Consider the following 25265-nt stretch of genomic DNA (forward strand, 5'->3'; position numbering starts at 1 on the left):
CGGCGCTTGCGCAGAGGCTAGGAAGCGGAACGTTGCAACCGGGTTGCGCGGCGTCGCCTCCGCGGCCGTCCCCGCCGCACGGTCGTCACCCGCGCTGCCAGGCGTCCAGCTCCGCCACGCGCGCCAGCGCCGCCGCCCGCCGGGCGGGCGGGAGCACGGACGCCAGCGCCCGCCACGCGGGCAGGTCGTCCTCGCCCCACGTGCTGTACGCCCAGTCCGCCAGCAGCGCCGGGTCACCGCGCGCGATCAGCGCGGCACGGAGCTGGTTCTCCAGGCGCCCGCGCAGCCGGACCACCGCGGGCGCCTGCGACGCCGGCAGCAGCGGACCCGCGTACACCCCCACCGCATCGGTCACGGCACCGGACGCCAGCCGCCGCGTCACCGTGTCGAAGTCGGCGTCGACCGGGGCCGCCAGCCGGTAGGGGCGCGAGCGCAGCAGGCCGGGGCCGAGCAGGTGCCGCAGCCGGGACAGTTCCGCGCGCAGGGTCACGGGGGTGACCGTCTCGTCCTCGTACAGCTCGACCAGCAGTTCGTCGCCGCCGATGCCGTCGGGGCGGCCGGCCAGGACGACGAGGATCTCGCTGTGCCGGCGGCTGAGTCGCAGCCTGCGGCCTGCGACGGTCAGCAACGCCTCGTCCCGCCCGAGCGCCGTCAGCCGCAGGGCCTCGGCCGCGGGCGGCGGTGCGAGCAGGGCCAGCTGCGACTCGGCGGCCCGTGCCACGGCCCCGACGAACGCGAGGCTGTGCGGGTGGGCGAGCTGGTCACCGCCGGTGATGTCCACCGCGCCGAGCACGCGGCCCGTGGCCGGGTCGTGGATCGGGGCGGCGGCGCACGTCCACGACTGGACGGGCCTGCGGAAGTGCTCGGCGGCGAACACCTGCACCGGCCGCCCCACGGTGATCGCCGTACCGGGCGCGTTCGTTCCCACGACCGCCTCGGCCCAGCGGGCACCCGGCACGAAGTTCATCCGGCTCGCCTTACGGCGCGTCGCCGGAGGTCCCTCCACCCACAGCAGCCGGCCGTGGGCGTCGCAGACGGCCACCAGGTGTCCGCCGTCCGTCGCGTACGCGCCGGTCAGTTCACGGATCACCGGCATCACCCGGGCCAGTGCGTGACTGTCCCGGTAGGCGCCGAGGTCCTCCCCGTCGAGGTCCACGCCCGCCATGCCCTCCGGGCTGACCCGGGCGCGCGCCGAGCGCCGCCAGGAGTCCGCCACCTCGGGCCGTACGGGCATCTCGACACGGCCCCCCGTCACATAGGCGTCGTACGCCCGGCGCAGCGCCGCGCTGCGTTCGGCCGGATCGGCGCCGGATTCCAGGGCCACCCACGGATCGCTCACATCGCCCTCCCGCGCCCATCGTCGCCCGGCCGGCGGGGTCCGACAAGGACCGCGCGCCGGTCGTGCGGCCCGACGTTCGGGGCGGTCCCTCAGGCGAAGTTGACGAGCCGGATGTAGCGGCTCCAGTCCCAGTACGGGCCGGATCGGTGTGCGTGGCGCCCGGCACCTCGCGGTGGCCGATGATGTGCTCCCGGTCCTCGGGGATGCCGTACCGGTCGCAGACCCAGGCCGTCAGCGCGGCCGACCGCTCGTACATCGCGTGGGTGAAGTACGCGGGGCTGTCCACCCAGCCCTCGTGCTCGATGCCGATGCTGCGGGTGTTGTAGTCCCGGTTCCCCGCGTGCCAGGCGATGTCGCGCTCCCGCACGCACTGGGCGACGTGCCCGTCCGACGAGCGCACGACGTAGTGCGCCGACACCTTCCCGGCCGGGTCCTTGAAGATCGCCAGGGTATCCGCATACGTCTCCTGGGTGACATGGACGACGACGTACTGGACGGGGTATGCCGACGGCCTGTTCGACGCCGTCCAGTTGGATGCCGTCGCGGGCACCCACTCGGCGTCGGGGAAGTCGGGCGCGAGGGCGGCCGAGTGGGTGGACGGGGCGGGTACCAGGGCGCCGGCGGCGGCCGTCGCGGCGACGCCCCGGAGCAGACTCCTGCGGTGCGTGGGAGACCTCCTGGGGGTGGGGGACAGGGACGCGGCAGGACGGCGGAGACCTCCCGCGGATGACGGTGCGGACCGCCATGAGGATCCCCTGCCGGCAGCCACTGCCGGCGGATTTTCGCGACACAGGTGTGGTTGTCGCAGACGTCGGCCGGCGGCACCTCGCTGGGGACGGGCCTCGGGCGGCCGGTGCGTCAGTCCTCCGCCGTGCGCTCGCCCAGCGCGAGCGCCAGCGCCGAGGCCGGATCCACGGAAGCGGGACCCGCCGGCGCCCACACCGCACGCTCACGGCGGTAGGGCCACCAGCGGCCGTCCGCGCCCAGGCGCAGCTGCACCTGCGCGCCGACCACCGTCCAGCGTCCCGCGCCGGCCGGCCGGAGCCGCGGGCGGCCCGACTCGTCCCCCTCGGCCCACGCCGCGTCGAGGGCCGCCGCGGCTCGTGCCGCCTGCGCCGGGTCGGGCGTGATGTCGTCCTCCAGGACGGCGAGCGAGGCGGCCCCGCCGTACCGCCACGCCCGTACGGCGAGGTCGAGCTCCGAACGACTGCGTCCCGTGCCCGTCGCGATCCGCCCCTCGACGACCGGCCCCGGGGACGACGCCGCCATGCGCACCGCGTCCTGGCGGGGGGTCAGCACGGGGGGAGGCGGAGCCTCCTCGTGCCCCGGGGCGAGCGCCGCAGCCAGCAGCGCGCGGGCGCGCGCGGCCGCGTCCGCCGCGAGGAACTCCAGGGCGTCCGGGTCGATCCCGGGCGCCGGGTGCGTTTCCGTGTCCAGCGCCGGCGGGGGTCCCGCCTCCTCGGGCAGGGGCGGGGGAGGGGGCAGCGGAGGCAGGATGTCCCGGGCCGCGAACGCCTCGTCGGCCCGTACGCCCGTGACCTCCGGGGGCTCGTCCTGCCGCGGCGACTGCGGCGACGGCGTGCTCGCGCGCGCCACGCTGCGTGCCTGGAGCTCGTCCAGCAGCCTCCGCTCCGCGCGGCCCCGCATCAGCAGCAGCACGAACGGGTCCTGGTCCAGCAGCCGCGCGACCTGGTAGCACAGCGCGGCGGTGTGGGGGCAGTGGTCCCAGGCGTCGCAGGTGCACTCGGGCTCCAGGTCGCCGATGCCGGGGAGGAGTTCCACCCCTGCCGCGGCCGCGTCCTCCACCAGGTGCGGGGGCATCTCCCGGTCGAGCAGGGCCGCGATGTGCCCCGCCCGGTCCACCGCCGTGCCGAGGAACCGGTCCCACTCCGCCTCGTCGAGCTCCCGCAGCAGCACGTCGCTGCGGTACGCGGTGCCGTCCCGGTCGCGGACGACCGCGGTGATCCGGCCGGGCCGCACCGACACCGCGCCGACCGCCCCCTCGCGCGCGTGCCGGCGGCCCTTCTTCAGCTGCTTGCCGTCCAGCGCCGTGTCCTCCAGCGCCTTGAGCCAGGCCCGTCCCCACCAGGTCTGCGCGAAGCCGCTGCCCCGCGCGGGAGGCAGCGCGTCGAACGTCCGCTCCACGTCAGGTGTTCCGCTCATCGTCCGCTCCCCCGCAGTTCCACCAGTTCCGCCAGTTCGGCGTCGGTCATCTCCGTGAGCGCCGCCTCGCCGGAGCCGAGCACCGCGTCCGCCAGCTCCTTCTTCCGGTCCAGCATCTGCGCGATGCGGTCCTCGATGGTGCCCTCGGCGATGAGCCGGTGCACCTGCACGGGCCGGTCCTGGCCGATGCGGTACGCACGGTCGGTGGCCTGCGCCTCGACGGCCGGGTTCCACCAGCGGTCGAAGTGCACGACATGCTCCGCCCTGGTGAGGTTGAGCCCTGTGCCCGCTGCCTTCAACGACAGCAGGAACACGGGCACGTCACCGTCCTGGAAGCGCCGGACCATGGCCTCGCGCTCGGCGACGGGCGTACCGCCGTGGAGGAACTGGGTCGGTACGCCCCGGACCGCCAGGTGCTCCTCCAGCAGCCGTGCCATCCGCACGTACTGGGTGAACACGAGCACGCTCGCCTCCTCGGCCAGGATCGTGTCCAGCAACTCGTCGAGCAGTTCGAGCTTTCCGGAGCGGTCCGCGATCCTCGGCCGCTCCTCCTTGAGGTACTGCGCGGGGTGGTTGCAGATCTGCTTGAGCCCGGTGAGCAGCTTGACCACGAGACCGCGCCGCTCCATGCCGCCGGCCTCCGAGATCGCGGCGAGGGTCTCGCGCACCACCGCCTCGTACAGTCCGGCCTGTTCCGGGGTGAGGGACACCGTCCGGTCGGTCTCGGTCTTGGGCGGCAGTTCGGGGGCGATGCCCGGATCCGACTTGCGCCTGCGCAGCAGGAACGGCCGCACGAGCGCGGAGAGCCGGGCGGCGGCCGCGGGGTCTCCGCCCTCCACCGCCTGGGCGTAGCGGGTCCGGAACGTGCCGAGCCTGCCGAGCAGGCCGGGCGTGGTCCAGTCGAGGATGGCCCAGAGCTCGGAGAGGTTGTTCTCGACGGGTGTGCCGCTGAGCGCGACGCGTGCCTTGGCGCCGATGGTCCGCAGTTGCCGGGCGGTCGCCGAGTACGGGTTCTTCACGTGCTGGGCCTCGTCGGCCACGACCATGCCCCACGGCACCTCGGCGAGCCGTGCCGCGTCCAGCCGCATCGTGCCGTACGTGGTGAGGACGACCTCGCCCTCGACCAGCGCGTCGAGCGAGCGGGTGGAGCCGTGGAATCGGCGCACCGGCGTGCCGGGTGCGAAACGCTCGATCTCCCGCTGCCAGTTGCCCATCAGGGAGGTGGGGCAGACGACGAGGGTGGGGCCGGCGGCCGAGGGGTCCGTCTGCCGGTGCAGATGGAGCGCGACGAGGGTGATGGTCTTGCCGAGCCCCATGTCGTCGGCGAGACATCCGCCGAGGCCCAGAGACGTCATCCGGTGGAGCCAGTTGAGGCCCCTCAGCTGGTAGTCGCGCAGGGTCGCGGCCAGCGCCGCCGGCTGGGCGACCTCCTGCGGCCCGCCCTCGGGGTCGGTGAGCCGTTCGCGCAGCCGTTCCAGGGGACCGGCGGCCGTCACCTCGACACGCCGGCCGTCGACCTCCGCCGAACCGGTGAGCACGGCGCCGAGCGCGTCGATCGGTGCCACCTTGCGGTCCTGGCTCTCCCGGGCCCGCCGCGCCTCTTCGGGGTCGATGAGCACCCATGCGTCGCGCAGGCGCACCAGAGGGCGGCCCGCCTCGGCGAGCCGGTCGAGCTCGGACCGGGTCAGCTGCGTGTCCCCCAGCGCGAAACGCCAGTTGAAGGCGAGGAGGGCGTCGGCCGACAGGAAGGACGGCAGCCCGGAGGACTCCCGGGCCGCCGCGTCCGCGTCTGGGCTCTCCTCCGATTCGCCGTCGACCGGGCCGACGACAGCGCGGGCGGTGAGACGCCGGGCCAGTTGCCGTGGCCAGTGCACCTGGAGCCCGGTCGCCGCGAGCGCGCGCGTCGCGTCGCCGAGCAGTTCGGCGATCTCCTCGTCGGCGAGTTCGATCGCGTCGGGGACGGCGGCGTGCAGCAGCGGGGCGAGGGGAGGCCAGGCGCGCGCGGCACGGCGCAGGGCGAGCAGGGCGTCCAGCCGGGCGCGGGGTCCGAAGGTGGCGGCCGAGGCGCCCGTGCCGGCCCAGACGTCCGCCGCGTCGGCGGCCAGCGCCGGGTCGCTCACACTGTGCATCTGCACCACGGCCCGGAAGGCCGGGCCGGTGCCGCCGTCCGAGTCGGTCGTGTCGAGGCCCAGGACCTCGATGCGCAGGGACAATCGCACACCCGCGTCGTGCCCGGCCGCGATGTCGGTGGCCCACTCCCGGTGGTCGGGAAGCCGCAGCGGCTCCTGTGCCGCGAACGCCGGGCCGCCTGCCGCGAGCGGTGCCGCGGGGCTGCGCGGCAGTCCGTCGGCCACGGCATCGACGAACTGCCGCAACAGCCGCTCCGGTTCGGGCAGCATCAGCGGGTCGGCCGTCGGGTCGACAGGGACCGCGTGTGCTGCGGGAGGCATGGACGCCGCGAGCGTACGCAGCCGGTCCAGGTCCTCGGGGGTGAGCGGCCCCATGCGCCAGGCGTCGTAGTCGGCGGCGCTCAGCCCGGGCAACATCAGGCCACGGGCGGCCAGTTGCAGTGCGAACACCGCGGCCGCCCCCCAGAACGCCGCCGCGTCTGAGGCGCCGGACAGCGCGCGTGCGCGGGTCAGGACGGGCAGCGCGTCGGCTACGGACAGCAGCAGCGCCGGTGCGTCGGCGGTGTACACGGCCTCCGTGACCACCGTGATCGTGCCGCGCTCACCGGTTCGGTCCTCGGTGGCCGGCGCGTCGTCACCGTCCGGGAGCAGGAAGGCGACGCGTCCGGCCCTGGCCGGATCACCCGGCAGGAACAGTGCTGGGCAGCGGGCGAGGGCGGAGACGGCGGATACGGAGAGCGTGGGTTCGGCGGGCGGAGACGGCGTTGCCGTGGGGGCCATGTGCACAGCGAAGACGTATTCCTCAAATTTGACTACTCAGGTCCGGAGCCGCCGAGAGTACCTCACGGCGAGCTGCGGACGGGCCCGGTCCGGGTGTGACACGGGTCACGGACGGGCGGCGCGTGACGACAGGGGGTGCAGCCGGCACCACCCCCGGGGGCGGGCATGCCCCCGAACGAACCGGGTGGTGCCGTCATGGCCCACCGGGTACGGCGCTCCCTACGGTGGGTGCAGGTCGCGGGGTGGTGCGACCGGCACCGACGCCCCCACCCCTGCGCGGCCGGCCCCTCGGTTCTCCCGCTCTCGCGACCCTCCCCCGGGCCCTCAGCAGCTCTCGCCCAGCCATCAACCCGCACACCCACAGACGGAGACCCCATGCCCCAACCCACCGCCACCCTCGAGGCCCCCGCCGCCGCCGTCGCGCCACCCACCCGCGGCGCAGTGGGCGCGGCCCCTGGCCCCGCGGCAGCGGGGAGCGAGTTCGCCCCGCTGCTGCGGACCGTCAAGGAGCAAGGGCTCCTGGAACGCCGGCCGGGCTGGTACGCCCGCGGCATCACCGTGAACCTGCTGGCCCTGGCGGCGGTGATCACCGGCATGGCGCTGACCGGCGGTTCCTGGTGGGTGCTCCTGCTGGCCCCGCTCCTCGCCCTGTTCTCCGCCCGCGCCGCCTTCTTCGGCCATGACGCCGGGCACGCGCAGATCACCGGCGACCGCCGCAGGAACCGGCTCATCCAGCTCGTCCACGCCAATCTGCTCCTCGGCATGAGCCAGGAATGGTGGAACGACAAGCACAACCGGCATCACGCCAACCCCAACCACGTGGACAAGGACCCTGATGTCGCGCCCGACGTCCTGGTCTTCACCACCGCGCACGCCGCGGGCCGCGAGGGCCTGCGAGGATGGCTCACCCGGCACCAGGCGTGGCTGTTCTTCCCGCTGACCACCCTCGAAGGCATCGCACTCAAGACGTACGGATTCCGGGCAGTCCTCTCCCGCACGCCCTCGGTCCGCCAGAGCCCGCGTGAACGGGCCGTCGAAGCGGCCCTGCTCCTCGCCCATGTCGCCGCCTACGCGACCCTGCTGCTGACCACCATGCCGCTCGGCCAGGCCCTCGTCTTCGGCCTGCTGCACCAGATGGTCCTCGGGCTCCACCTGGGGATGGCGTTCGCCCCCAACCACAAGGGCATGGAGATGCCCGACGGTGAGCACGGCAAGGACTGGGGCCATCTGCGCCGCCAGGTCCTCACCTCGCGCAACATCCGGGGCGGCCCCGTCACCGACTGGTTCCTCGGCAGTCTCAACTACCAGATCGAGCACCATCTCTTCCCGAGCATGCCGCGGCCCCACCTCGCCCTCGCCCGGCCCCTGGTCCGTGCCCACTGCCGAGCCCTGGCCGTTCCGTACACGGAGACCGGGCTGATCGACTCGTACCGCCAGGCCCTGGGGCATCTGCACGACGTGGGCGAGCCCCTGCGCGCCGACGCGTGACCGCTGCGCACCGGCGCACAGGGAACCGGTGGCCGGGCGCGAACGTTCTTCCCACAGGAGCGGCCACAGCCGCGGAGGAGGCGACGGAAATGTCGACACGCACGAAGATCGTGATCGGGGGAGTGGCTGTCGGCCTGCTCCTGATGCCGCTGCTCGGATTCTGGCTGTCGCTGCTGGTGGTGCTCGGCGTGCCGGCCGTGGCGTATCTGATGCTGGACCCGGGGCAGCGCCGCAGGCTGCGCCGTGTGTCCCGGCGCGAGATCGGCCGCTGACCGGCGGACGAAGACCCCGAGGGGCGGGGCGGGCCGTATCCGTGCGGCCCGCTTCCGTGTGCGGATCCTCATGCTTCCCGGAGGGGCAGGGTCGTGGACGATCATTGACACGGGATCAGTGACAACGGGAGGGGAGCTCGACGATGGGTGCGGCAGTCGCAGCGGTCAGCAGCAACGGGGAGTACTCGTTCACCAAGCCGAACCGCGACAGCATCACGCTGCTCGCGGGGCTCGGGGTGGAGGGCGACGTCCACGCGGGCGTCACCGTCAAGCACCGGTCGCGCCTCGCACAGGACCCGACCCGGCCCAACCTCCGTCAGGTGCACCTGATCCACGAGGAGCTGCTCGCCGAGGTGGCCCGGTCCGGTTTCGAGGTGACCCCCGGCGATCTCGGGGAGAACGTGACCACCACGGGGATCGACCTGCTGTCGCTCCCCGTCGGCACACTGCTGAGGCTCGGCACGGAAGCGGTCGTCGAGGTGACCGGCCTGCGCAATCCCTGCCTGCAGATCGACGCCTTCCAGGACGGCCTGCTCAAGCAGGTCGTCGGCCGCGACGAGTCGGGCGCCGTCGTGCGCAAGGCCGGAATCATGGGCGTGGTCAGGACCGGCGGCGTGGTCCGGCCGGGCGACCCGATCGACGTCGAACTCCCCGAGGGCCCGCACCGCCCGCTCGAACGGGTCTGAGGCCGCCGCGCCCGACACGGGCCCGACACGGGCCCGGTGCCGGCCCGGTCGCGAGTCCGCGGCGCGCCGGTGAGGCCGGGGCCGTGACAGCGGTCACGCCGGGTGGACGGCGACCTTCTCCAACCCCTCGAGCAGCCCCGGCAGTTCGGGCCCGCGGCCCACCGGGATCACCTCGCCGGGCTCCTCGTCGAGCAGGACGAACGCGATGTCGTCCGTCCTCGCGACCATCGACCAGCCGGGACCGTCGGCCCGGATCGTCCGCGCCCCGCCGGGAGCGAACGACGACCGGACCCGTCCGGGCGCCGGGGCCGACTCGGTGTAGGCGCGGGCCTCGCCGAGCGCGCGGCGTACGCCCTCGCTCAGCCCGCCGGACGCCGTCCCGGCGCCTGCCTCCGCCGCGCGGGAGGGCCCTGGCGCCCCGGCGGAGCCAGCGCCGTCCGGTCCGACGAGGCCGGTCTGTTCGCGCCACTGCGCCCACTGCAGGGCGATCTCGTCCGCGCCCAGCCTGCGCTGGGCCGGACCCCAGCGGCGCGTGTCCGGCGGCGCCAGCGGCGGCCGGTCGCCCTCCTCGGGGGCAGGGTCGTGCGGCGAGGGCAGGTTGGGCGCGGCGACGGCCACGGCCAGGGGCCAGCCCGGCAGCGCGGCCACCATCGAGCGCTCGTCGGGGGACAGGTCGTACTCCATGCCGCAGTCCCACGAGGCGATGGCCACCGCGACGAGGGACACGTCGTCGACCACCACCGTCCACCGGGCGCCGTCCGCGTCCTGCCCGAGGACCAGCCCGTACCCCTCGGCGTACGGTTCGAGGCCCAGGGCCCCGCAGGCGGCGGGATAGTCGTCGCCGAGCATGCTGGGGAACTGCGCGGGTGTGAGCAGTACCGCGGTCAGCACATACAGCGCGTCGTCGTCGACGGCCTCTTCCGCCCCGGCCACGGCAACCTCCCCGTCCGATCGTTCGTCGGCGCACCTTAACCAGTGGGTAACCCGTGCGTCGAGGGTTCTCGGAACTAAATCGGCCGGGACGGTTCCGCTCCGGGCAGGCCGAGGAGACCGCGCGCGACGGCCTCCACGGGTTCGTTCCGCTCACGGGCGAGGGCGATGACCGCGCGGCAGGCGAGCTCGTTGATGCCGAAGACCAGCGCGTCGGGCGCGACCCAGCCCGCCGCCTCGTCGATCCGGTCCCAGTCGTCCTCGACGCTCGCCGCCACATAGGTCGCGGCGGCCTCGAACACGTTGTGCTGGGGAGGACGCCCGTGGCCGGACGGCGGGGCCGGGCGCGCGGGACGGGCGACGAACCACTTGCGGAACCGGTCGAACACTCGGACCACCTACCCCTGGGAGAGGGAGCGGCGGATGCCGCCGACCCCTCAAGTGTTCCACTTTCGCAAGCGGTTCGAACGGGATGGAGCGTGTGTCCGAACGGGGCGTTGTCGCCCGAGCCGCTCCCGCCGCCCTCAGGACCCGGCCTCGCGCACCGCCAGAGCCAGGAAGCGGTCGTCCCGGTCCGTGTACGAGGTCAGCCGCCAGCCCGAACCGGCCAGAAGCGGACGGAGGTTGGGCTCCGCCCGCAGGTCGTCGTCGGTGATCGTGCGGCCGTGGCGGGCGGCGAGCGCGGCGCGTCCGATGGGGTGGAAGAGGGCGAGCGCGCCACCCGGCCTCACGACCCGGCCGAGCTCGCGCAGGTTCTCCGCCGGGTCCGGCAGGTGAGAGATCAGTCCCGCGCCGAACACGGCGTCCAGCGATCCGGAGCGCACCGGAAGGCGGGCCACGTCACCGAGCACCAGCAGTCCGCTGCGCCCGCGTCCCGCCCGGGCGGCCTCGTGCAGCATCTCGGGCGTGAGATCGACGCCGATGACGCTGCCGCGCGGGCCCACGGCGGCGCGCAGCGGTTCCAGCGCACGCCCCGTGCCGCAGCCGGCGTCGAGCACCCGGTCGCCGGGGCGCAGGCCGAGGTCCGCGACGGCGGCGGCGTACGCGGGGCCGTCGTCGGGGAAACGGCTGTCCCAGCCCGCGGCACGTGCGCCGAAGAACTCCTGAACCTTTGTGTGGTCGTCGGCCATGCGTCCATGATCCGACACGAGGGGGCGGCGCGTCACCCGGCCGTTCTGTGCACATGTTCGGACGGTGCACGATCGTTCAGGAACATCTCTCCGTCATATTCCATCAGCTTGCGAAGTGCGCCCGGCGCACGCCTCCCGGAGGGCTAGCGTCCCTGGGCCATGGGACACCTGGACCACGCCTCCTTCGGCATGCTGACGCCCGCGCTGTCGTACCTGATGGCCGTCATCGGCGCCGCCCTCGGGCTGCGCTGCACCGTGCGTGCCCTGGGCACGACCGGCCGCTCCCGCCGGAACTGGCTGCTCACCGCCGCGTCCGCCATCGGCACCGGCATCTGGACGATGCACTTCGTCGCCATGCTCGGCTTCGCCGTCCGCGGCACCGACATCCGCTACGACGTGCTGCTGACCGTCCTCAGCCTGCTGGTCGCCATGCTCGTCGTCGGCGCCGGCGTCTTCTGCGTCGGCTACGGCCGCGACCGGCTACGGGCCCTGCTGGTCGGCGGTCTGTCGACCGGCCTCGGCGTGGCGAGCATGCACTACATGGGGATGGCCGCCCTGCGACTGCACGGGAGCGTGCACTACGACCCCCTGCTGGTCGCCCTGTCCGTCGCCATCGCCGTGTCCGCCGCGACGGCGGCCCTGTGGGCGGCCCTCAACATCAAGTCGCCCCTCGCCGTCGCGGTCGCCTCACTCGTCATGGGCGCCGCCGTCAGCAGCATGCACTACACCGGGATGCTCGCCGTCTCCGTGGAGGTGACGCCCGCCGCTGGGCGGCTCCCCGGCTCCGGAGCGATGCAGTTCATCTTCCCGCTCGCCGTGGGGCTCGGTTCCTACCTCTTCGTCACCTCGGCCTTCGTGGCGCTCACCCCGACTGCGGACGAACGCGCCGCCTACGCCTCGGCCGGCCGGTACGAGGAGTCCGACGAAGGCCAGGGCGCCCCGGCCCCGGGGACCACCGCGCACACCGCGGCGCCCGAACCCACCACCGAACCCCCTGCCGCCCCGACCACCACGGCGACCGCCTGACCGGCCGACGGCACAGCCGCCGGTCCCGCATCCGGAACGAGGAGGACATGCGCACACCCCGCAGGAGCCCGGGCGACGAGACCCGGCCCCCGACCCCGCCGCCCACCCGGCCGGCGGCCCGCCGACGGCGCGCACACGCCGGGGCGCCCGCGGTCGAGCACACCGGGCAACGGTCCGGGCAGCCGCGGCCTCCCGCCCGTCCCGCCGGCCGAAGACGCCTCCTCCCGCGGCCCCGTACCGTACGGGCCAAGGTCATCTCGTTGCTGATGGTGCCCGTGGTGTCCCTGCTGGCACTCTGGGGCTTCGCGACGGTGACGACCGCTCAGGACGTGGCGCGCCTGCGCCAGTCGCAGCGCATCGACGAGCAGATCGGTGAACCGGTCGCCGCCCTCGTCGCCGCCGTACAGGCCGAGCGCCGCGCCGCACTCCACCGCATCGCCGCCCGCTCCGCCGACCGCGACGCCGCACTCCGGTCGGCGTCCCGGCGCACCGACGACGCCGCGCGCCGGCTGCGCCTCGACGACGGGAACACGGTCGCCGCAGGCGGCGAGGCGCCGAGCGAAGTGGCCGCGCGCCTCGGTGCGTTCGTCGCACTCGCGGAGAAGCTGGGACCGGTGCGCAGGGCCGCCGAGGGCGACAGGAACGCCTGGAACACCGCGTACGAGACCTACAACGACGTCGTCACCGCCGGCCTCGCCGTCGGCGGTGCCGTCGCCGGCGTCCAGGACAGCGGCCGCGCGTCCGACGCCCGCGTCCTGCTCGAACTCGACCGGGCCGGCGAGATGCTCGCCCGCGAGGACGTTCTCGTGACCTCGGCCCGGCTCACCGGCTCCTTCGACGCGCAGCGACTGCGCCTGTTCACCGGCGCGGCGGCGGCCCGCACGGCACTCACCGACGGTGCGGCCGCCGACCTGCGGGGCCCCGCACGCGCGGCCTGGCACGCACTCTCCGGTCAGCCCGCCTACCGGCAACTGGCCGACGTGGAGCAGCGCGTGGCCGCGGCACGTCCCGGCCGTGCGGCGGCCACGGCCGTGTCCGCGGACGCCTGGGCGAAGGCACGCACCGCCGTCGGAGACGGGCTGCGCGGCATCGGGACCGACGCCCGCCGCAGCGCCACGAGCGACGCCGACCCCGTCGCGGCCGGGCTGCTGACCCCGGCGGGCGCGGCCGTGCTCCTCGGCCTCGCCGCCGTCGCCGCGTCCCTCGTCGTCTCCGTGCGCATCGGCCGGGCGCTCGTCGTCGAACTGGTCTCCCTGCGCAACAGCGCACTGGAGATCGCCCGGCGCAAACTGCCGCAGGCCATGAACCGACTGCGCACCGGCGCGCAGATCGACATCCGGGCCGAGGCACCGCCCGGCGCCGCGACCGACGACGAGATCGGACAGGTCGGCGAGGCCCTCGCGACCGTGCACCGGGCGGCGCTCAGCGCCGCCGTCGAACGCGCCGAACTCGCCGGCGGCATCTCCGGCGTCTTCGTCAACCTCGCCCGCCGCAGCCAGACCCTCGTCCACCGCCAGCTGGCCCTGCTCGACGCCATGGAGCGCCGCGCCGACGACCCCGGCGAACTCAGCGACCTCTTCCGCCTCGACCACCTCACCACGCGGATGCGCCGCCATGCCGAGAGCCTGATCATCCTGTCCGGCGCCGCACCCGGCCGTGCGTGGAGCAGGCCCGTCCCCTTGACCAGCGTCGTGCGCGCAGCCGTCTCCGAGATCGAGGACTACGCGCGCGTGGAGGTCCGGCAGCTGCCCGAGACGGCCGTCCTCGGCGCGGCCGTCGCCGACATCACCCACCTGCTCGCCGAACTCGTGGAGAACGCCGCGCAGTTCTCCCCGCCGCACACCAAGGTGCGCATCACCGGCGAACATGTCGGCAACGGTTACGCGCTGGAGATCGAGGACCGCGGGCTGGGCATGGGGACGGAAGCCCTGGCCGAGGCCAACCGGAAGCTGGAGGAGTCCGAGGCGCTGGACCTCTTCGACAGCGACCGCCTCGGGCTGTTCGTCGTCAGCCGCCTCGCCTCCCGTCACGGCATCAAGGCGCAGCTGCGCACCTCGCCCTACGGCGGCAGCACCGCGGTGGTGCTGCTGCCGACCGCGTTGCTGAAGGGCGCCCTGCCCGCGGACGCGGACGGCCGCGCGCCCGGAGTGGTCTCGCGCGCACCGCAGGGCGGGGAGCGGGTGACCGCGCGCGGGCAGTCGGCCGAAGCCCGGCCCGGCGACCGGCGGACGCCCGGCCTCCCGGCCGAGGGGCCGAGGGCGGGCGAGCCGACGGCGGGCCGCCAAAGGCCCGGGCCGGTACCCGATCCCGTCCGGTTCCCGGCGGACGCCCCGGCCGGGCCAGGGACACGGGCCGCGGCCCCCGGGTGGCCGTCGGCCGGCGTGCGGGACCAGCGGCACGCGCCGCCGGCCGCCGTCCGTCCGCTGCGTCCGCGTGACGTCCCGACGCCGTCCGCCGAGGGTGAACTCCCGCGCCGCGTACGCCAGTCCCACCTGGCGCCCCAGCTGCGGCAGGCGCCGCAGGCGGATCCCTCGCATGCCGGCGGCCCGCCCGCCGACGGCCCTCCCGACCGCAGTCCCGACGTCGTGCGCGAACGGATGAACGCCTACCGCAACGGCTGGGCGAGGGGCGGCGGCGCGGCGCCCGGATCCTCGCACCCGGACGCCACCGAGCCGCCCCGGCCCCGAGAACCCGAGATCTTCCCGGCCGGAGACCTCCACCCCGGCCGTCAGCCCCACCCGGGCCGTCAGCCCCACCCCGGCAGCGAAGGAGACCGAGCATGAGCGAGCACGAGTCAGCCGTGGCCCATCACCGATCCGGCGACCTCGACTGGCTGCTGGACGATCTCGTCCTGCGCGTGGCCGAGGTCCGGCACGCGGTGGTGCTGTCCAACGACGGGCTGCCCGTCGGCGCGTCTGAGGGACTGTGCCGCGAGGACGCGGAACATCTGGCCGCCGTCGCCTCGGGGTTCCACAGCCTCGCCAAGGGCGCGGGACGCCACTTCCACGTCGGCGGCGTTCGGCAGACGATGGTCGAGATGGACGACGGCTTCCTGTTCGTGGCGGCCGCCGGGGACGGATCCTGTCTCGCCCTGCTCACCGCCGTCAGCGCGGACATCGGACTCATCGCCTACGAGATGGCCCGCCTCGTCAACCGTGTCGGTGAGCACCTGCGCACACCGGCGCGCGTCAGCACGCCATGAGCGGCATCGCCGGGCCCACCGGCAGCCAGTGGTACGACGCGGAAGCGGGACCGCTGGTCCGCCCGTACGCGATGACCGGCGGGCGGACCAGACCGGGACCGAACCACGTCCGCTTCGACCTGATCGCCCTGGTCGTCGTGGACGACGACGCGACCGGCTCGGCAGAGGAATCGCTCCTCGGCCCCGAGCACCGCACGCTGCTGGCGCTGTGCCGGAGCGAGAAGCAGTCCGTCGCGGAGCTCGCGGCCGACGCCGACCTGCCCGTCGGTGTCGTACGCGTGCTCCTCGGCGATCTCCTGGAAGCCGGGCACGTGAGGGTCAGCCGCCCCGTGCCGCCCGCACAGCTGCCCGACGAAAGGATCCTGCGTGAGGTCATCGAGGGCCTGCGTGCCCTGTGACGGCGGCGGCCGGTACACGAACGGGCACGGCCGCTCAGTCGGAGTCGCCCCGGCCGTCCAGCCACTGCGCCCTGGTGACGGCGTACTCGACGTCTCCGAGCTCCGAGCCCTCGATGGCGTCCGGCCACTCCTCGAAGAAGGTCCTCACGTAGCGGAGCCCCGCCTTCTCCATCACGCGCCGCGAGCGCTCGTTGACCGTCATCGTGTTGGCCGTCACCCGCAGCACTCCCAGCTCGGTGAAGCCCAGGCGGATCAGCGCCCGGGAGCCCTCGGTCGCCAGCCCGCCGCCCCACGCCCGGCGGTCGAGGCGGTAGCCGAGCTCGACCTCGTCGCGACTGTCGGCGCGCACCGGGCGGAACTCGAACCAGCCGAGGAAGGCGCCCGAGCCCCGGTCCTGGGCCGCCCAGTACCCACGGCCCTCCATGCCCGCCGGGCCGTCCAGGCAGGCGTAGTGCCGCAGGAGAGCCGGCATCGTCTCGCGCAGCACCTCCGCGCGGGTCGTGGGCGCACCGCCGTTGATGTAGCGCATGACCTCGGGGTCGTCGTCGAGGGCGAGCACGTCGTCCGCGTCGGACTCGCGGAAGGGCCGCAGCGTCAGACGGCAGGTCTCCAGGAAGGCGCGCATGCCGGGACCATCGTCGGCTGCCGCCGGGGCCGCCAGCGAAATATCCGCTGCGCGCGCCCACGCGGTGAGCGCGCCGATCGTCCCGCGCAACCCCACCGCCCGCTTCCGTCCCGGGCCGGGAACAGCGCCGCCCGCCCGTCCTCATGCCACCCCACTTCATCCCTGCCCGTCCGTCCCGGGAGAAACGACCGATGTCCTCCACCACCACTGACACCCACGCCGGGGAATCCGTCGACCTCACGCTGAAGATCCTCGTCGCAGGCGGCTTCGGCGTCGGCAAGACCACGCTGGTCGGAGCGGTCAGCGAGATCCGGCCACTGCGCACGGAGGAGCAGCTCAGCGAGGCCGGGAGCACCGTCGACGACACCGAGGGCGTCACCCGCAAGACGACCACGACAGTCGCCATGGACTTCGGCCGCATCACGATCCGGTCGGGGCTGACCCTGTACCTGTTCGGCACCCCGGGCCAGGACCGCTTCTGGTTCCTGTGGGACGAACTGTCCCAGGGCGCGCTCGGCGCGGTCGTCCTCGCCGACACCCGGCGGCTCAGCGACTGCTTCCCGGCCGTCGACTACTTCGAGCACCGCCGCATCCCGTTCGTCGTCGCCGTCAACTGCTTTCCCGGGGCACGCTCCTTCGGAGCCCACGAGGTCTCCCGCGCGCTCGATCTCGACCAGGGCACGCCGGTCGTCCTGTGCGACGCGCGAGACCGCGACTCCGGCAAGGAGGTCCTGGTCCGGCTCGTCGAGTACGCGGGCCGGGTGCACACCGCCCGGATGCTGGACTCCGTCGGATGACCGCCCCTGCGCCGTCACGCAGCGGTCGCCGGCGACGGCACCTCGCCGCGGGCGCAGCCTTGCCGTGGGCGCACACGTGCGAAAGGCTTACGGGCGAACGAGACCACGGGGCGTACGAGCGGGGAGGGGCCGGCCATGGCGTTGGACAAGGGACTCGACTGGCTGCTGGACGACCTGACCGAGCGGGTCGACCACATAAGGCACGCACTCGTGCTCTCCAACGACGGCCTGGTCACCGGCGCGAGCACGGGCCTCGCGCGTGAGGACGCGGAGCACCTGGCGGCGGTCTCCTCCGGCCTGCACTCCCTGGCCCGCGGTTCCGGGCGTCATTTCCGGGCCGGCCAGCCGCGTCAGACCATGGTCGAGTTCGACGAGGCACTGCTGTTCGTGACCGCGGCGGGCGAAGGCAGTTGCCTGTGTGTGCTCAGCGACGCCGAGGCCGACGTGGGCCATGTCGCCTATGAGATGACGCTCATGGTCAACCGGGTCGGCGAGCACCTGGGTGTCGATGCGCGTCAGCCGGGCAACACCGTCTGACCTGCCAAGACAGGGTTATCCACAGGGTCGGCGGGAGATCGCGGCCGAGGGCTATGGTCATCACCGGGAGTATTCACGCTCTACGGGGGAGACCATCATGACCACACAGGACTCGCCGTCGTACGCGGCAGGGGACACGACGTACGCGCCGCGGTGCGGAGTTCGGGATGAGGTGGCACACAGCACGGCACAAGCGGCGGCGCAGAGCCTCGCACTGAGCCGGGCGGCAGGGGAACTGGGCTTGAAACGCGGCGAGTTGGACCTCGCCGTCCAGCTGGGCCAGGTGCGCTCGACGCCGGATGCGAGTGGGGGGCCGCCCAGGATCGCCCGATCCGAGATCGACCGGCTCCGGGCGGCCGAGGGCTTCCCGGACGTGCTGCGGGAGCGCGTCAGGACGGTCGGCACCCGCGAGGCCGCCGAGCTCCTCGCGATCACCGGCCACCGGTTCACCGGTCTCGCCCGCACGGGCCACTTCGTCCCGGTGCGCTTCTACCTCAACCGCTACCGGGCCGTCGTCTGGCTCTATCTGGCCTGCGAGCTGCGCGACTTCGCCCACGACCACGCCGAGCTGTTGACCGGGCGGACCCCGCCCGCCGTGCGGGCGGCGCTCGAGGCGGGCGAGGACCGCCGCCCGCGGAACTGGCGAGGCCGGAAGCTGGGACTCCTGCTGCGGTCCACAGCGGACCCCTGGGTGCGTGCCGCTGCCGTCGCGGCGGTGCTCGACCCGGTGTCGGTCGCCGAGGTGGTCCCCGACCCCTACGAGCGGTCCCACCTGCGCGTGCTCCGGCCCGACCTGCTGCCCGGCGGCAGACCCCAATCCCCGGCAGGCCGTGATCTGGTGGACCGCCTGCTGCTCGCGGACCACCCCGACGAGATCCTGTGGCACCGGGTGAGCCTGGCCGAGGCCCTGCGCGAGGCACGCCAGGCGAGCCCCGCGCCCAGGCCCGCGCCGGCCGCGCGGCCGACGGCCCAGTCGCCGGACGGGCCCCACGGCGCCGTTGTGCCTGCGGGCGTGCCGCGCCCGGCCGGGCACCGGCCGCGGCACGCGGCCCCCGGCCGCCCGACCCGGCGACCCTCGGCACTGCCGCTGCCGCGACGCACCCCCCGCACCCTCCTCGACCGCCTTCGCCGCCGAAAGCGGCAGCCGCAGACGTGAGCCGCTCGCCGCAGCGGGAGCAGCGACCGGCGGTGTGCGGAGTCAGGCGTGCCCCGAAGGCGCGCGTTCGACGACCAGTTCGGTGTGCGGCTGGAGGCGAAGCATGGCGCCCGGTCGGTCGGCGTGCTCGTCGATGCACCCTCGGGGCCGGTGACCGCCCCGCCTGACGACGGCGGTCCGTCCCGACGAAGCGGCTCGCCCGGCGAGGACCGGGCGGCTCCCGGGCTGCCGGACGGGGCGGCACCGGGGGCGAAGGCGGGCGCATGAAGCTGGACTGTGGGCCCGCTTAAGAAAACCTCGATGGACGCGACGCTCCGAGCTGGGCAGATTGGAGCGCGTCCACTGAGCGGGGCCGTATTTTCGGTATCCGGCCAGTACCGTCACCATGCCTGGAGCCGCCCTGATGAAGGCACTTGTCAAGCAGCACGCCGAGCCCGGGCTGTGGCTCATGGACGTGCCGGAGCCCGAGACCGGCCCCGGCGACGTGCTCATCAAGGTGCTGCGCACCGGCATCTGCGGCACGGACCTGCACATCAGGTCCTGGGACGGCTGGGCGCAGCAGGCTGTCACCACGCCGCGCATTCTCGGACACGAGTTCGTGGGTGAGGTCGCGGCGGTCGGTGCCGACGTGACGGACATCGCCGTCGGCGACGTGGTCAGCGGTGAGGGCCACCTGGTGTGCGGCAAGTGCCGCAACTGCCTGGCGGGCCGGCGCCACCTGTGCCGGAGCACCATCGGTCTCGGCGTGGGCCGCGACGGAGCCTTCGCCGAGTACGTCGCGCTGCCCGCCTCCAACGTGTGGGTGCACCGCACGGCGGTGGACCTGGACGTCGCCGCCATCTTCGACCCGTTCGGCAACGCCGTGCACACGGCTCTGTCCTTCCCGCTCGTCGGCGAGGACGTGCTGATCACGGGCGCGGGCCCGATCGGCGTCATGGCCGCCGCCGTCGCCAAGCACGCGGGCGCGCGCAACGTGGTGATCACCGATGTCAGCGAGTCCCGCCTGGAGCTCGCCCGGAAGGCCGGCGCCACCCTCGCGGTGAACGTCTCCCAGACCGACATCGCCGCTGCCCAGCGCCGGCTGGGTCTCAAGGAGGGCTTCGACATCGGTCTGGAGATGTCCGGCCGGCCCGAGGCCATGCGGGACATGGTCGACAACATGACGCACGGCGGCCGGATCGCGATGCTGGGGCTGCCGGCACAGGAGTTCGCCGTCGACTGGTCGAAGATCGTCACCTCGATGATCACGATCAAGGGCATCTACGGCCGCGAGATGTTCGAGACCTGGTACGCCATGACGGTGCTTCTGGAGAGGGGCCTCGACCTGACCCCCGTGATCACCGGCAGTTACGGCTACCAGGACTTCGACGCGGCCTTCGACGAGGCCGCGACCGCACGCAGCGGCAAGATCATCCTCGACTGGACCGTCTGAGTCCCGATCTCGCACCGAGTCACCGCCTCAAGGAGAACCCTCATGTACGCGTCCGTCCGCGACGACCTCCGCACCACCCTCGACGAGATCCGCGACGCCGGTCTCTACAAGCCCGAGCGGGTCATCGGCACCCCCCAGAGCGCGTCCGTCGCCGTCACGGCCGGCGGCGCCCCCGGCGACGTGCTCAACTTCTGCGCCAACAACTACCTCGGTCTCGCCGACCACCGCGACGTCGTCGCCGCCGCGAAGGACGCGCTCGACCGCTGGGGATACGGCATGGCCTCGGTCCGCTTCATCTGCGGCACCCAGGAGATCCACAAGGAGCTCGAGCAGCGTCTGTCGGCGTTCCTCGGCCAGGAGGACACGATCCTCTACTCCTCCTGCTTCGACGCCAACGGCGGAGTCTTCGAGACCCTGCTCGGCCCCGAGGACGCCGTCATCTCCGACGCCCTCAACCACGCCTCGATCATCGACGGCATCCGGCTGTCCAAGGCCCGCCGCCACCGTTACGCCAACCGCGACATGGCCGACCTCGAGCTGCAGCTCAAGAAGGCCGTCGAGGGCGGCGCCCGCCGCCGTCTCATCGTCACGGACGGCGTCTTCTCCATGGACGGCTACGTCGCGCCGCTCGCCGAGATCTGCGACCTCGCCGACCGCTACGACGCCATGGTCATGGTCGACGACTCGCACGCCGTCGGCTTCGTGGGCCCCGGCGGCCGCGGCACCCCCGAACTGCACGGCGTGATGGACCGCGTCGACATCGTCACCGGCACACTCGGCAAGGCGCTCGGCGGCGCGTCCGGCGGCTACGTCGCCGCCCGCGCCGAGATCGTCGAGCTGCTGCGCCAGCGCTCCCGGCCCTACCTGTTCTCCAACTCCCTCGCCCCGGTGATCGCCGCCGCCTCCCTCAAGGTCCTCGACCTGCTGGAGTCGGCCGGCGACCTGCGGGAGAGGCTGGCGGCCAACACCAAGCTGTTCCGCACGAAGATGACCGAGGCCGGTTTCGAGATCCTGCCCGGCGACCACGCCATCGCGCCGGTCATGATCGGCGACGCCGCGGAGGCGGGCCGCATGGCCGAGCTGCTGCTGGAGCGCGGCGTGTACGTGATCGGCTTCTCGTACCCCGTGGTGCCGATGGGCCAGGCACGCATCCGCGTCCAGCTGTCCGCCGCGCACTCCACCGAGGACGTCGAGCGCGCCGTCGCCGCGTTCGCCGACGCCCGCCGGGCGCTGAAGGGCTGACCACCGGAGGGGGCCGAAAGAGCTGGCAAAATGGCCGGGTGATCGACCCCCGACGGCTGCGCATCCTGCGGGCCGTGGCGGACCACCGTACGGTGACCGCCGCGGCCTCCGCGCTGTACCTCACCCCCTCCGCCGTCTCCCAGCAGCTCAACGCGCTGGAGCAGGAGACGGGCCACACCCTGCTGATCCGCAGCGGCAAGGGCGTGACCCTCACGGCCGCGGGCGAGATCCTCCTCGCCCACACCCACGCCGTCCTCGCCCAGCTCGAGCGTGCCGAGGCGGAGCTCGCCGCGTACGCGGGCGGGGCGGCGGGCGAGGTGACCGTCGCCGCGTTCGCCACCGGCATCGCGGAGGTGGTGGCACCGGCCATAGGACGCCTCGCGGCCGAGCACCCCGGCATCCGGGTGCGTGTACGGGACGCCGAGGGCGACGAGAGCCTGCCGCTGGTCCTCGACGGCGAGGCGGATCTCGCGGTCGCCGTCGAGTACCGGGGCGCTCCCGGCGCGGACGACCGGCGGCTGGCCAGGGTGCCGCTGTACGCCGAGCCGTTCGACGCCGTGCTGCGCGCCGACCATCCGCTGGCGGGCGGCGACGAGGTCGAGCTGGCGGAGTTCGGCGACAGCGACTGGATCGGCCCCTATCCCGGCAACCCGTGCCACGACATGGTGCTGCTCGCGTGCGAACTGGCGGGCTTCCAGCCCCGGCTCGTACACCTGTCGGACGACTTCCGTGCCGTGGTCGCCCTCGCCGGCGCGGGAGCCGGAGTCGCCCTCGTGCCGCGCTCGGCACTGCGCGGGATGGAGCTGAGCGACACCGTGGTCCGGCCCGTGTCGGGACCGGCCGCCACGCGCCGTGTGTTCGCCGCGGTGCGCCGCGGCGCGGAGAGCCATCCGCTGATCCGCCCGGTCCTCGACGCACTCGCGCTCACAGCCGAGGGCCTGTCCACCGGCTGACGGCACCGGAGTTCACCCACGACCGCTCTTCAGCGCACCGGGCCGCGAGCCACGTCCCTGCGCCACGTCGTCCGACCGGGCCGGACCGCAGGGGCCTTGCTGCGGGTCAGAGCGACCCCCACCAGCACCACCGCCATGCCCGCCACCACCCGTGCGCCGAGCTCCTCGTCCAGCACGAGCGCGCCGAGCGCGACCGAGACGACCGGCACCAGGTAGCCCACGGTGGCCGCCGTGGTCGCGCCCTCGTCCGCGATCAGCCGGTTGGTGAGGGCGAAGGTGAATCCGGTGGCGAAGATCCCGAGCATCACGACGGCGACCACACCGCTCACTCCGACGGATCCGGTCGCCGGACCGGCGACCGGGACGGCCACCGCGCCGAACCCCGTGGCGGCGACCAACTGCGCCGTGGCCAGCGCGAGCGGGTCGCCGCCCCGGCCCGCCGGCGTGCGCCACCACCCCGGCGTGCGGGTCGAACTCCCGCGGGGGCCGTCCGTGGACGTCAACCCGCGTCGGCCGCCGGGCAGACCGGGCCGCCGGACCGCACAGGCCGGCTCACGCCCCCGCGGCCGCGGCCCGCGGATCAGCGATCGTCAGACGACCGCCCCGCTGCGATCGCCGGAATGAGCCGGGCGCCCGCCGCGCGGCCGCCCGGCCGAGCGGGACCGCTCCGGGCGGCGGGACTGGAGGATCACGGTCACCGGCATGGCCGTGAACACCGTGGACGCCATCCCCACCACGACGCCGGCGAGCAGCGCCACGGAGAAGTCGGTCAGCGAGTCGCCGCCGAGGACGGCGAGCGCGACGAGCACGAACAGCGCCCCCATGCCCGTGTTCACCGTACGCGGCAGGGTCTGCGCCACCGCCCGGTCCGCGAGGTCCGCCCACGGAAGTGACGTGCCGGTACGGCGCAGTTCGCGCAACCGGTCGAGCACCACCACCGTGTCGTTGACCGAGTAGCCGACCACGGTGAGCAGCGCCGCCAGGAAGACGCTGTCGACCGGCCTGCCCAGCCAGGCGAAGAGCCCCACCACCAGGAGCACGTCCTGAACCATCGCGACGACCGCCGCTGTCGCGAAGGTCCACCGGAACCGCACGCTCAGGTACACCAGTTGGGCCGCGACCGCGAGGCCCAGGGCGATCAGCGCGTGCGTGCGCAGCTCGCTGCCGAGGCTGGGGCCGACCAGATCGTCCCGTTCCACCGTGACGTGCCCGGCCGGCCCCTCCAGCGCCTCGCGGATCCGCTCCTGCTGCCGGTCGCCGGTCTCCTTGGTGCGGACGGACACACTGTGCTCACCGGTCTTCTGCACCACCGCCTGCGGGAAACCCGCCTCGACCACGGCCGCGCGTGCCGCGTCCGCGTCCACCGGCCGCTCGGCCGCGTACTGCACGCTGCGTCCGCCGGTGAACTCGACCCCGAACTCCAGCCCGCGCACACCGATCCCGCCGACGGCGAGCAGCAGCGCACCCGCGCACATGCCGAGCCAGCGCCGTCGGCGCCGCATCAGCCGGGGCGTACGCCGCGCGAGTCGCGCCCGCAGCCGCCCGGTGGTCGCCATCCCGGTGAGAGCCGGCCGCCGGCGCACGAAGGACGTGCGCACGGCCCACTCGGCGAGCAGCCGGGTGATCAGCATCGCGGAGAGCATGGAGGCCAGCACACCGATCGCGAGGGTGACGCCGAAGCCCTTGACCGGGCCGGTGGCGAACACGAAGAGAAGACCGGCGGCGAGCAGCGTCGTCACGTTCGAGTCGGCAACCGCGCTCCACGCCTTGGCGAACCCCGTCCGCAGGGGCGGGCGCAGATCGCGGGGCCCCTTGGTCCGCCGGCCTCCGGGACGCGTGTACTCCTCCCTCGCCCTTTCGAACACGAGCACGTTGGCGTCCACGGCGATGCCGATCGCGAGGACGAACCCGGCCAGGCCCGGCAGCGTGAGGGTCGCGCCGAGTGCCACGACGGCGGCGTACGAGACGAGCCCGTACAGCGCGAGCGCGACGGTGGCGAGGAGACCCAGCAGGCGGTACACGACGATGATGAACAGCCCCGTGCAGACCAGGCCGATCACGGCGGCGAGCGCGCTCGCCCGGATCGCCTCGGCGCCGAGCGTCGGTCCCACGGTGCTCTGCTCGACCGTCGTCACGGGAACGGGCAGGGCCCCGCCTTTGACCAGCGCCGCCAGGTCGCGCGCCTCGGCGGCGCCGAAGCCGCCGCTGATCTGTGCGGAGCCGCCGGTGATGCCCGTCCCGCACGGCACGCTGTTCTGCATGCCCGGCGCGGACACGATCCGGTCGTCCAGCACGATCGCCACGCGCCGGGCCGGATCCGCCGGCGCCGCGCACGCGGCCTCGCCCGTCAGGCGTGCCCAGGTCTCGCCCGCGCCGCCGCGGAACGACAGATCGACGCTCCAGCCCCGCCCCGTCCGGGTGTCGAGTACGGCCTCGGCGTCCTCGACGCCGTCACCGGTCAGCGCCGTGGGACCGAGCCGCAGATGGCCGCCGGGCGTGTCGGGGTCGGCGAGGACGCGCGACCCGTCCGCGGCGGGGCGGTTCGCCGGTCCCGACGCCGCCCCGGTGACGGCGTGGAAGGTCAACTGGGCGGTGCGGCCGATGACCTCGGCTGCCTTGCGGGGGTCCCGCACCCCGGGCAGTTCGACGACGATGCGCCGCTCCCCGGAGCGGGCGAGGGACGGTTCGGCGACGCCGAGACCGTCGACACGGCGGCGCAGCACCTCCAGCGCGCGGTCGGTCGCCGCCGCGTCGGCACGGGCGGTGGGGGAGTCCTCGGTCTCCAGGACGATCCGGGTTCCACCGCGCAGATCGAGTCCGAGGCGGGCGGGGGTGGTGAGAGCGACGCCGAGGGAGACGGCGACGACGGCGAGCGCGATCAGCGCACGCCACAACGTGGTACGGCGAGATGACATGAAGGCTCCACATACGGTCCGCGGGGCCGGGGCGCGCCGCTCGGTGGCGTACGCCCGCGCCGGCG

General features: G+C 74.1%; 23 protein-coding genes and 1 pseudogene. 14 read left to right on the forward strand and 10 right to left on the reverse strand.

Annotation, left to right across the window (positions count from 1 at the left end; translation table 11 throughout):
* Positions 1-85: 85 nt before the first annotated feature.
* The 4 genes and pseudogenes from ACWD0A_RS06865 to ACWD0A_RS06880 form a co-directional block, all read right to left on the reverse strand.
* Entirely contained in the window at positions 86-1339 is a 1254-nt protein-coding gene (locus ACWD0A_RS06865; protein WP_451295311.1) for a GAF domain-containing protein, read from the reverse strand.
* Between the two features lie 89 nt (positions 1340-1428).
* Positions 1429-2033, reverse strand: a pseudogene (locus tag ACWD0A_RS06870) (N-acetylmuramoyl-L-alanine amidase).
* Between the two features lie 164 nt (positions 2034-2197).
* Entirely contained in the window at positions 2198-3502 is a 1305-nt protein-coding gene (locus ACWD0A_RS06875) for an SWIM zinc finger family protein (RefSeq protein ID WP_451295313.1), read from the reverse strand.
* Positions 3499-6411 (reverse strand): DEAD/DEAH box helicase, encoded by a 2913-nt coding sequence (locus tag ACWD0A_RS06880; RefSeq protein WP_451295315.1) that lies wholly within the window; start codon positions 6409-6411, stop codon positions 3499-3501. Before ACWD0A_RS06880 ends, ACWD0A_RS06875 begins: the two co-directional genes overlap by 4 nt.
* A 375-nt stretch (positions 6412-6786) precedes the next feature.
* Here ACWD0A_RS06880 and ACWD0A_RS06885 point away from each other — a divergent pair, with 375 nt between their 5' ends.
* From ACWD0A_RS06885 to ACWD0A_RS06895, 3 genes are all read left to right on the forward strand, one after another.
* Positions 6787-7899, forward strand: coding sequence for an acyl-CoA desaturase (locus ACWD0A_RS06885; RefSeq protein ID WP_451295317.1), 1113 nt, complete (start codon positions 6787-6789; stop codon positions 7897-7899).
* An 89-nt stretch (positions 7900-7988) separates the two neighbouring features.
* Entirely contained in the window at positions 7989-8171 is a 183-nt protein-coding gene (locus tag ACWD0A_RS06890) for a hypothetical protein (protein ID WP_451295319.1), read from the forward strand.
* Positions 8172-8314: 143 nt separating this feature from the next.
* Entirely contained in the window at positions 8315-8857 is a 543-nt protein-coding gene (locus tag ACWD0A_RS06895; RefSeq protein WP_451295321.1) for an MOSC domain-containing protein, read from the forward strand.
* 93 nt (positions 8858-8950) lie between these two features.
* On the opposite strand, the gene ACWD0A_RS06900 is transcribed toward ACWD0A_RS06895, so the two are convergent.
* The 3 genes from ACWD0A_RS06900 to ACWD0A_RS06910 all read right to left on the reverse strand — a co-directional run bounded on the left by ACWD0A_RS06900 (position 8951) and on the right by ACWD0A_RS06910 (position 10917).
* Positions 8951-9790 carry a hypothetical protein gene (locus tag ACWD0A_RS06900; protein ID WP_451295323.1) on the reverse strand — a complete coding sequence of 280 codons (840 nt, stop codon included), beginning with the start codon at positions 9788-9790 and terminating at the stop codon, positions 8951-8953.
* 74 nt (positions 9791-9864) lie between these two features.
* Positions 9865-10185: a hypothetical protein gene (locus tag ACWD0A_RS06905; protein WP_373429230.1), complete on the reverse strand. Its 321-nt coding sequence runs from the start codon at positions 10183-10185 to the stop codon at positions 9865-9867.
* A gap of 126 nt (positions 10186-10311) precedes the next feature.
* Positions 10312-10917, reverse strand: coding sequence for a class I SAM-dependent methyltransferase (locus ACWD0A_RS06910; RefSeq protein WP_451295325.1), 606 nt, complete (start codon positions 10915-10917; stop codon positions 10312-10314).
* Positions 10918-11076: 159 nt separating this feature from the next.
* Here ACWD0A_RS06910 and ACWD0A_RS06915 point away from each other — a divergent pair, with 159 nt between their 5' ends.
* The 4 genes from ACWD0A_RS06915 to ACWD0A_RS06930 are packed head-to-tail and all read left to right on the forward strand — an operon-like array spanning position 11077 to position 15543.
* Positions 11077-11943 (forward strand): MHYT domain-containing protein, encoded by an 867-nt coding sequence (locus ACWD0A_RS06915; RefSeq protein WP_451295327.1) that lies wholly within the window; start codon positions 11077-11079, stop codon positions 11941-11943.
* Between the two features lie 47 nt (positions 11944-11990).
* Positions 11991-14726, forward strand: coding sequence for a nitrate- and nitrite sensing domain-containing protein (locus tag ACWD0A_RS06920; protein ID WP_451295329.1), 2736 nt, complete (start codon positions 11991-11993; stop codon positions 14724-14726).
* On the forward strand, positions 14723-15145 hold the full coding sequence (locus tag ACWD0A_RS06925; RefSeq protein WP_451295331.1) for a roadblock/LC7 domain-containing protein: 423 nt from the start codon (positions 14723-14725) through the stop codon (positions 15143-15145). Before ACWD0A_RS06920 ends, ACWD0A_RS06925 begins: the two co-directional genes overlap by 4 nt.
* The gene (locus ACWD0A_RS06930; protein ID WP_451295333.1) at positions 15142-15543 is read left to right on the forward strand and encodes a DUF742 domain-containing protein; all 402 of its coding nucleotides are present in this window, start codon (positions 15142-15144) and stop codon (positions 15541-15543) included. The genes ACWD0A_RS06925 and ACWD0A_RS06930 overlap by 4 nt, the downstream gene beginning before the upstream one ends.
* A 34-nt stretch (positions 15544-15577) precedes the next feature.
* Here the strand turns inward: ACWD0A_RS06930 and ACWD0A_RS06935 are convergent, their stop codons facing one another.
* Positions 15578-16168 carry a GNAT family N-acetyltransferase gene (locus tag ACWD0A_RS06935; RefSeq protein WP_451295335.1) on the reverse strand — a complete coding sequence of 197 codons (591 nt, stop codon included), beginning with the start codon at positions 16166-16168 and terminating at the stop codon, positions 15578-15580.
* Between the two features lie 191 nt (positions 16169-16359).
* On the opposite strand from ACWD0A_RS06935, the gene ACWD0A_RS06940 reads away from it, so the two are divergent.
* The 7 genes from ACWD0A_RS06940 to ACWD0A_RS06970 all read left to right on the forward strand — a co-directional run bounded on the left by ACWD0A_RS06940 (position 16360) and on the right by ACWD0A_RS06970 (position 22285).
* Positions 16360-16965: a GTP-binding protein gene (locus ACWD0A_RS06940; protein WP_451295337.1), complete on the forward strand. Its 606-nt coding sequence runs from the start codon at positions 16360-16362 to the stop codon at positions 16963-16965.
* Positions 16966-17100: 135 nt separating this feature from the next.
* Positions 17101-17502, forward strand: coding sequence for a roadblock/LC7 domain-containing protein (locus tag ACWD0A_RS06945; protein WP_451295339.1), 402 nt, complete (start codon positions 17101-17103; stop codon positions 17500-17502).
* Between the two features lie 97 nt (positions 17503-17599).
* Positions 17600-18658 (forward strand): DUF6397 family protein, encoded by a 1059-nt coding sequence (locus ACWD0A_RS06950; protein WP_451295341.1) that lies wholly within the window; start codon positions 17600-17602, stop codon positions 18656-18658.
* Positions 18659-18706: 48 nt separating this feature from the next.
* A complete protein-coding gene (locus tag ACWD0A_RS06955) occupies positions 18707-18925 on the forward strand; it encodes a hypothetical protein (RefSeq protein WP_451295343.1) in 219 nt (72 codons plus the stop codon).
* A 136-nt stretch (positions 18926-19061) separates the two neighbouring features.
* Entirely contained in the window at positions 19062-20090 is a 1029-nt protein-coding gene (gene tdh, locus ACWD0A_RS06960) for an L-threonine 3-dehydrogenase (protein WP_451295345.1), read from the forward strand.
* Positions 20091-20132: 42 nt separating this feature from the next.
* On the forward strand, positions 20133-21332 hold the full coding sequence (locus ACWD0A_RS06965; protein WP_451295347.1) for a glycine C-acetyltransferase: 1200 nt from the start codon (positions 20133-20135) through the stop codon (positions 21330-21332).
* Between the two features lie 38 nt (positions 21333-21370).
* Complete coding sequence (locus ACWD0A_RS06970; RefSeq protein ID WP_451295349.1) at positions 21371-22285, forward strand: LysR substrate-binding domain-containing protein; 915 nt, start codon at positions 21371-21373, stop codon at positions 22283-22285.
* A gap of 29 nt (positions 22286-22314) precedes the next feature.
* On the opposite strand, the gene ACWD0A_RS06975 is transcribed toward ACWD0A_RS06970, so the two are convergent.
* Positions 22315-22788, reverse strand: a complete 474-nt coding sequence (locus ACWD0A_RS06975; protein ID WP_451295351.1) for an EamA family transporter — start codon at positions 22786-22788, stop codon at positions 22315-22317.
* Between the two features lie 87 nt (positions 22789-22875).
* The gene (gene secD, locus ACWD0A_RS06980; RefSeq protein WP_451295353.1) at positions 22876-25200 is read right to left on the reverse strand and encodes a protein translocase subunit SecD; all 2325 of its coding nucleotides are present in this window, start codon (positions 25198-25200) and stop codon (positions 22876-22878) included.
* Between the last annotated feature and the right edge of the window lie 65 nt (positions 25201-25265).

The organism is Streptomyces sp. NPDC002867 (genome assembly GCF_053591895.1).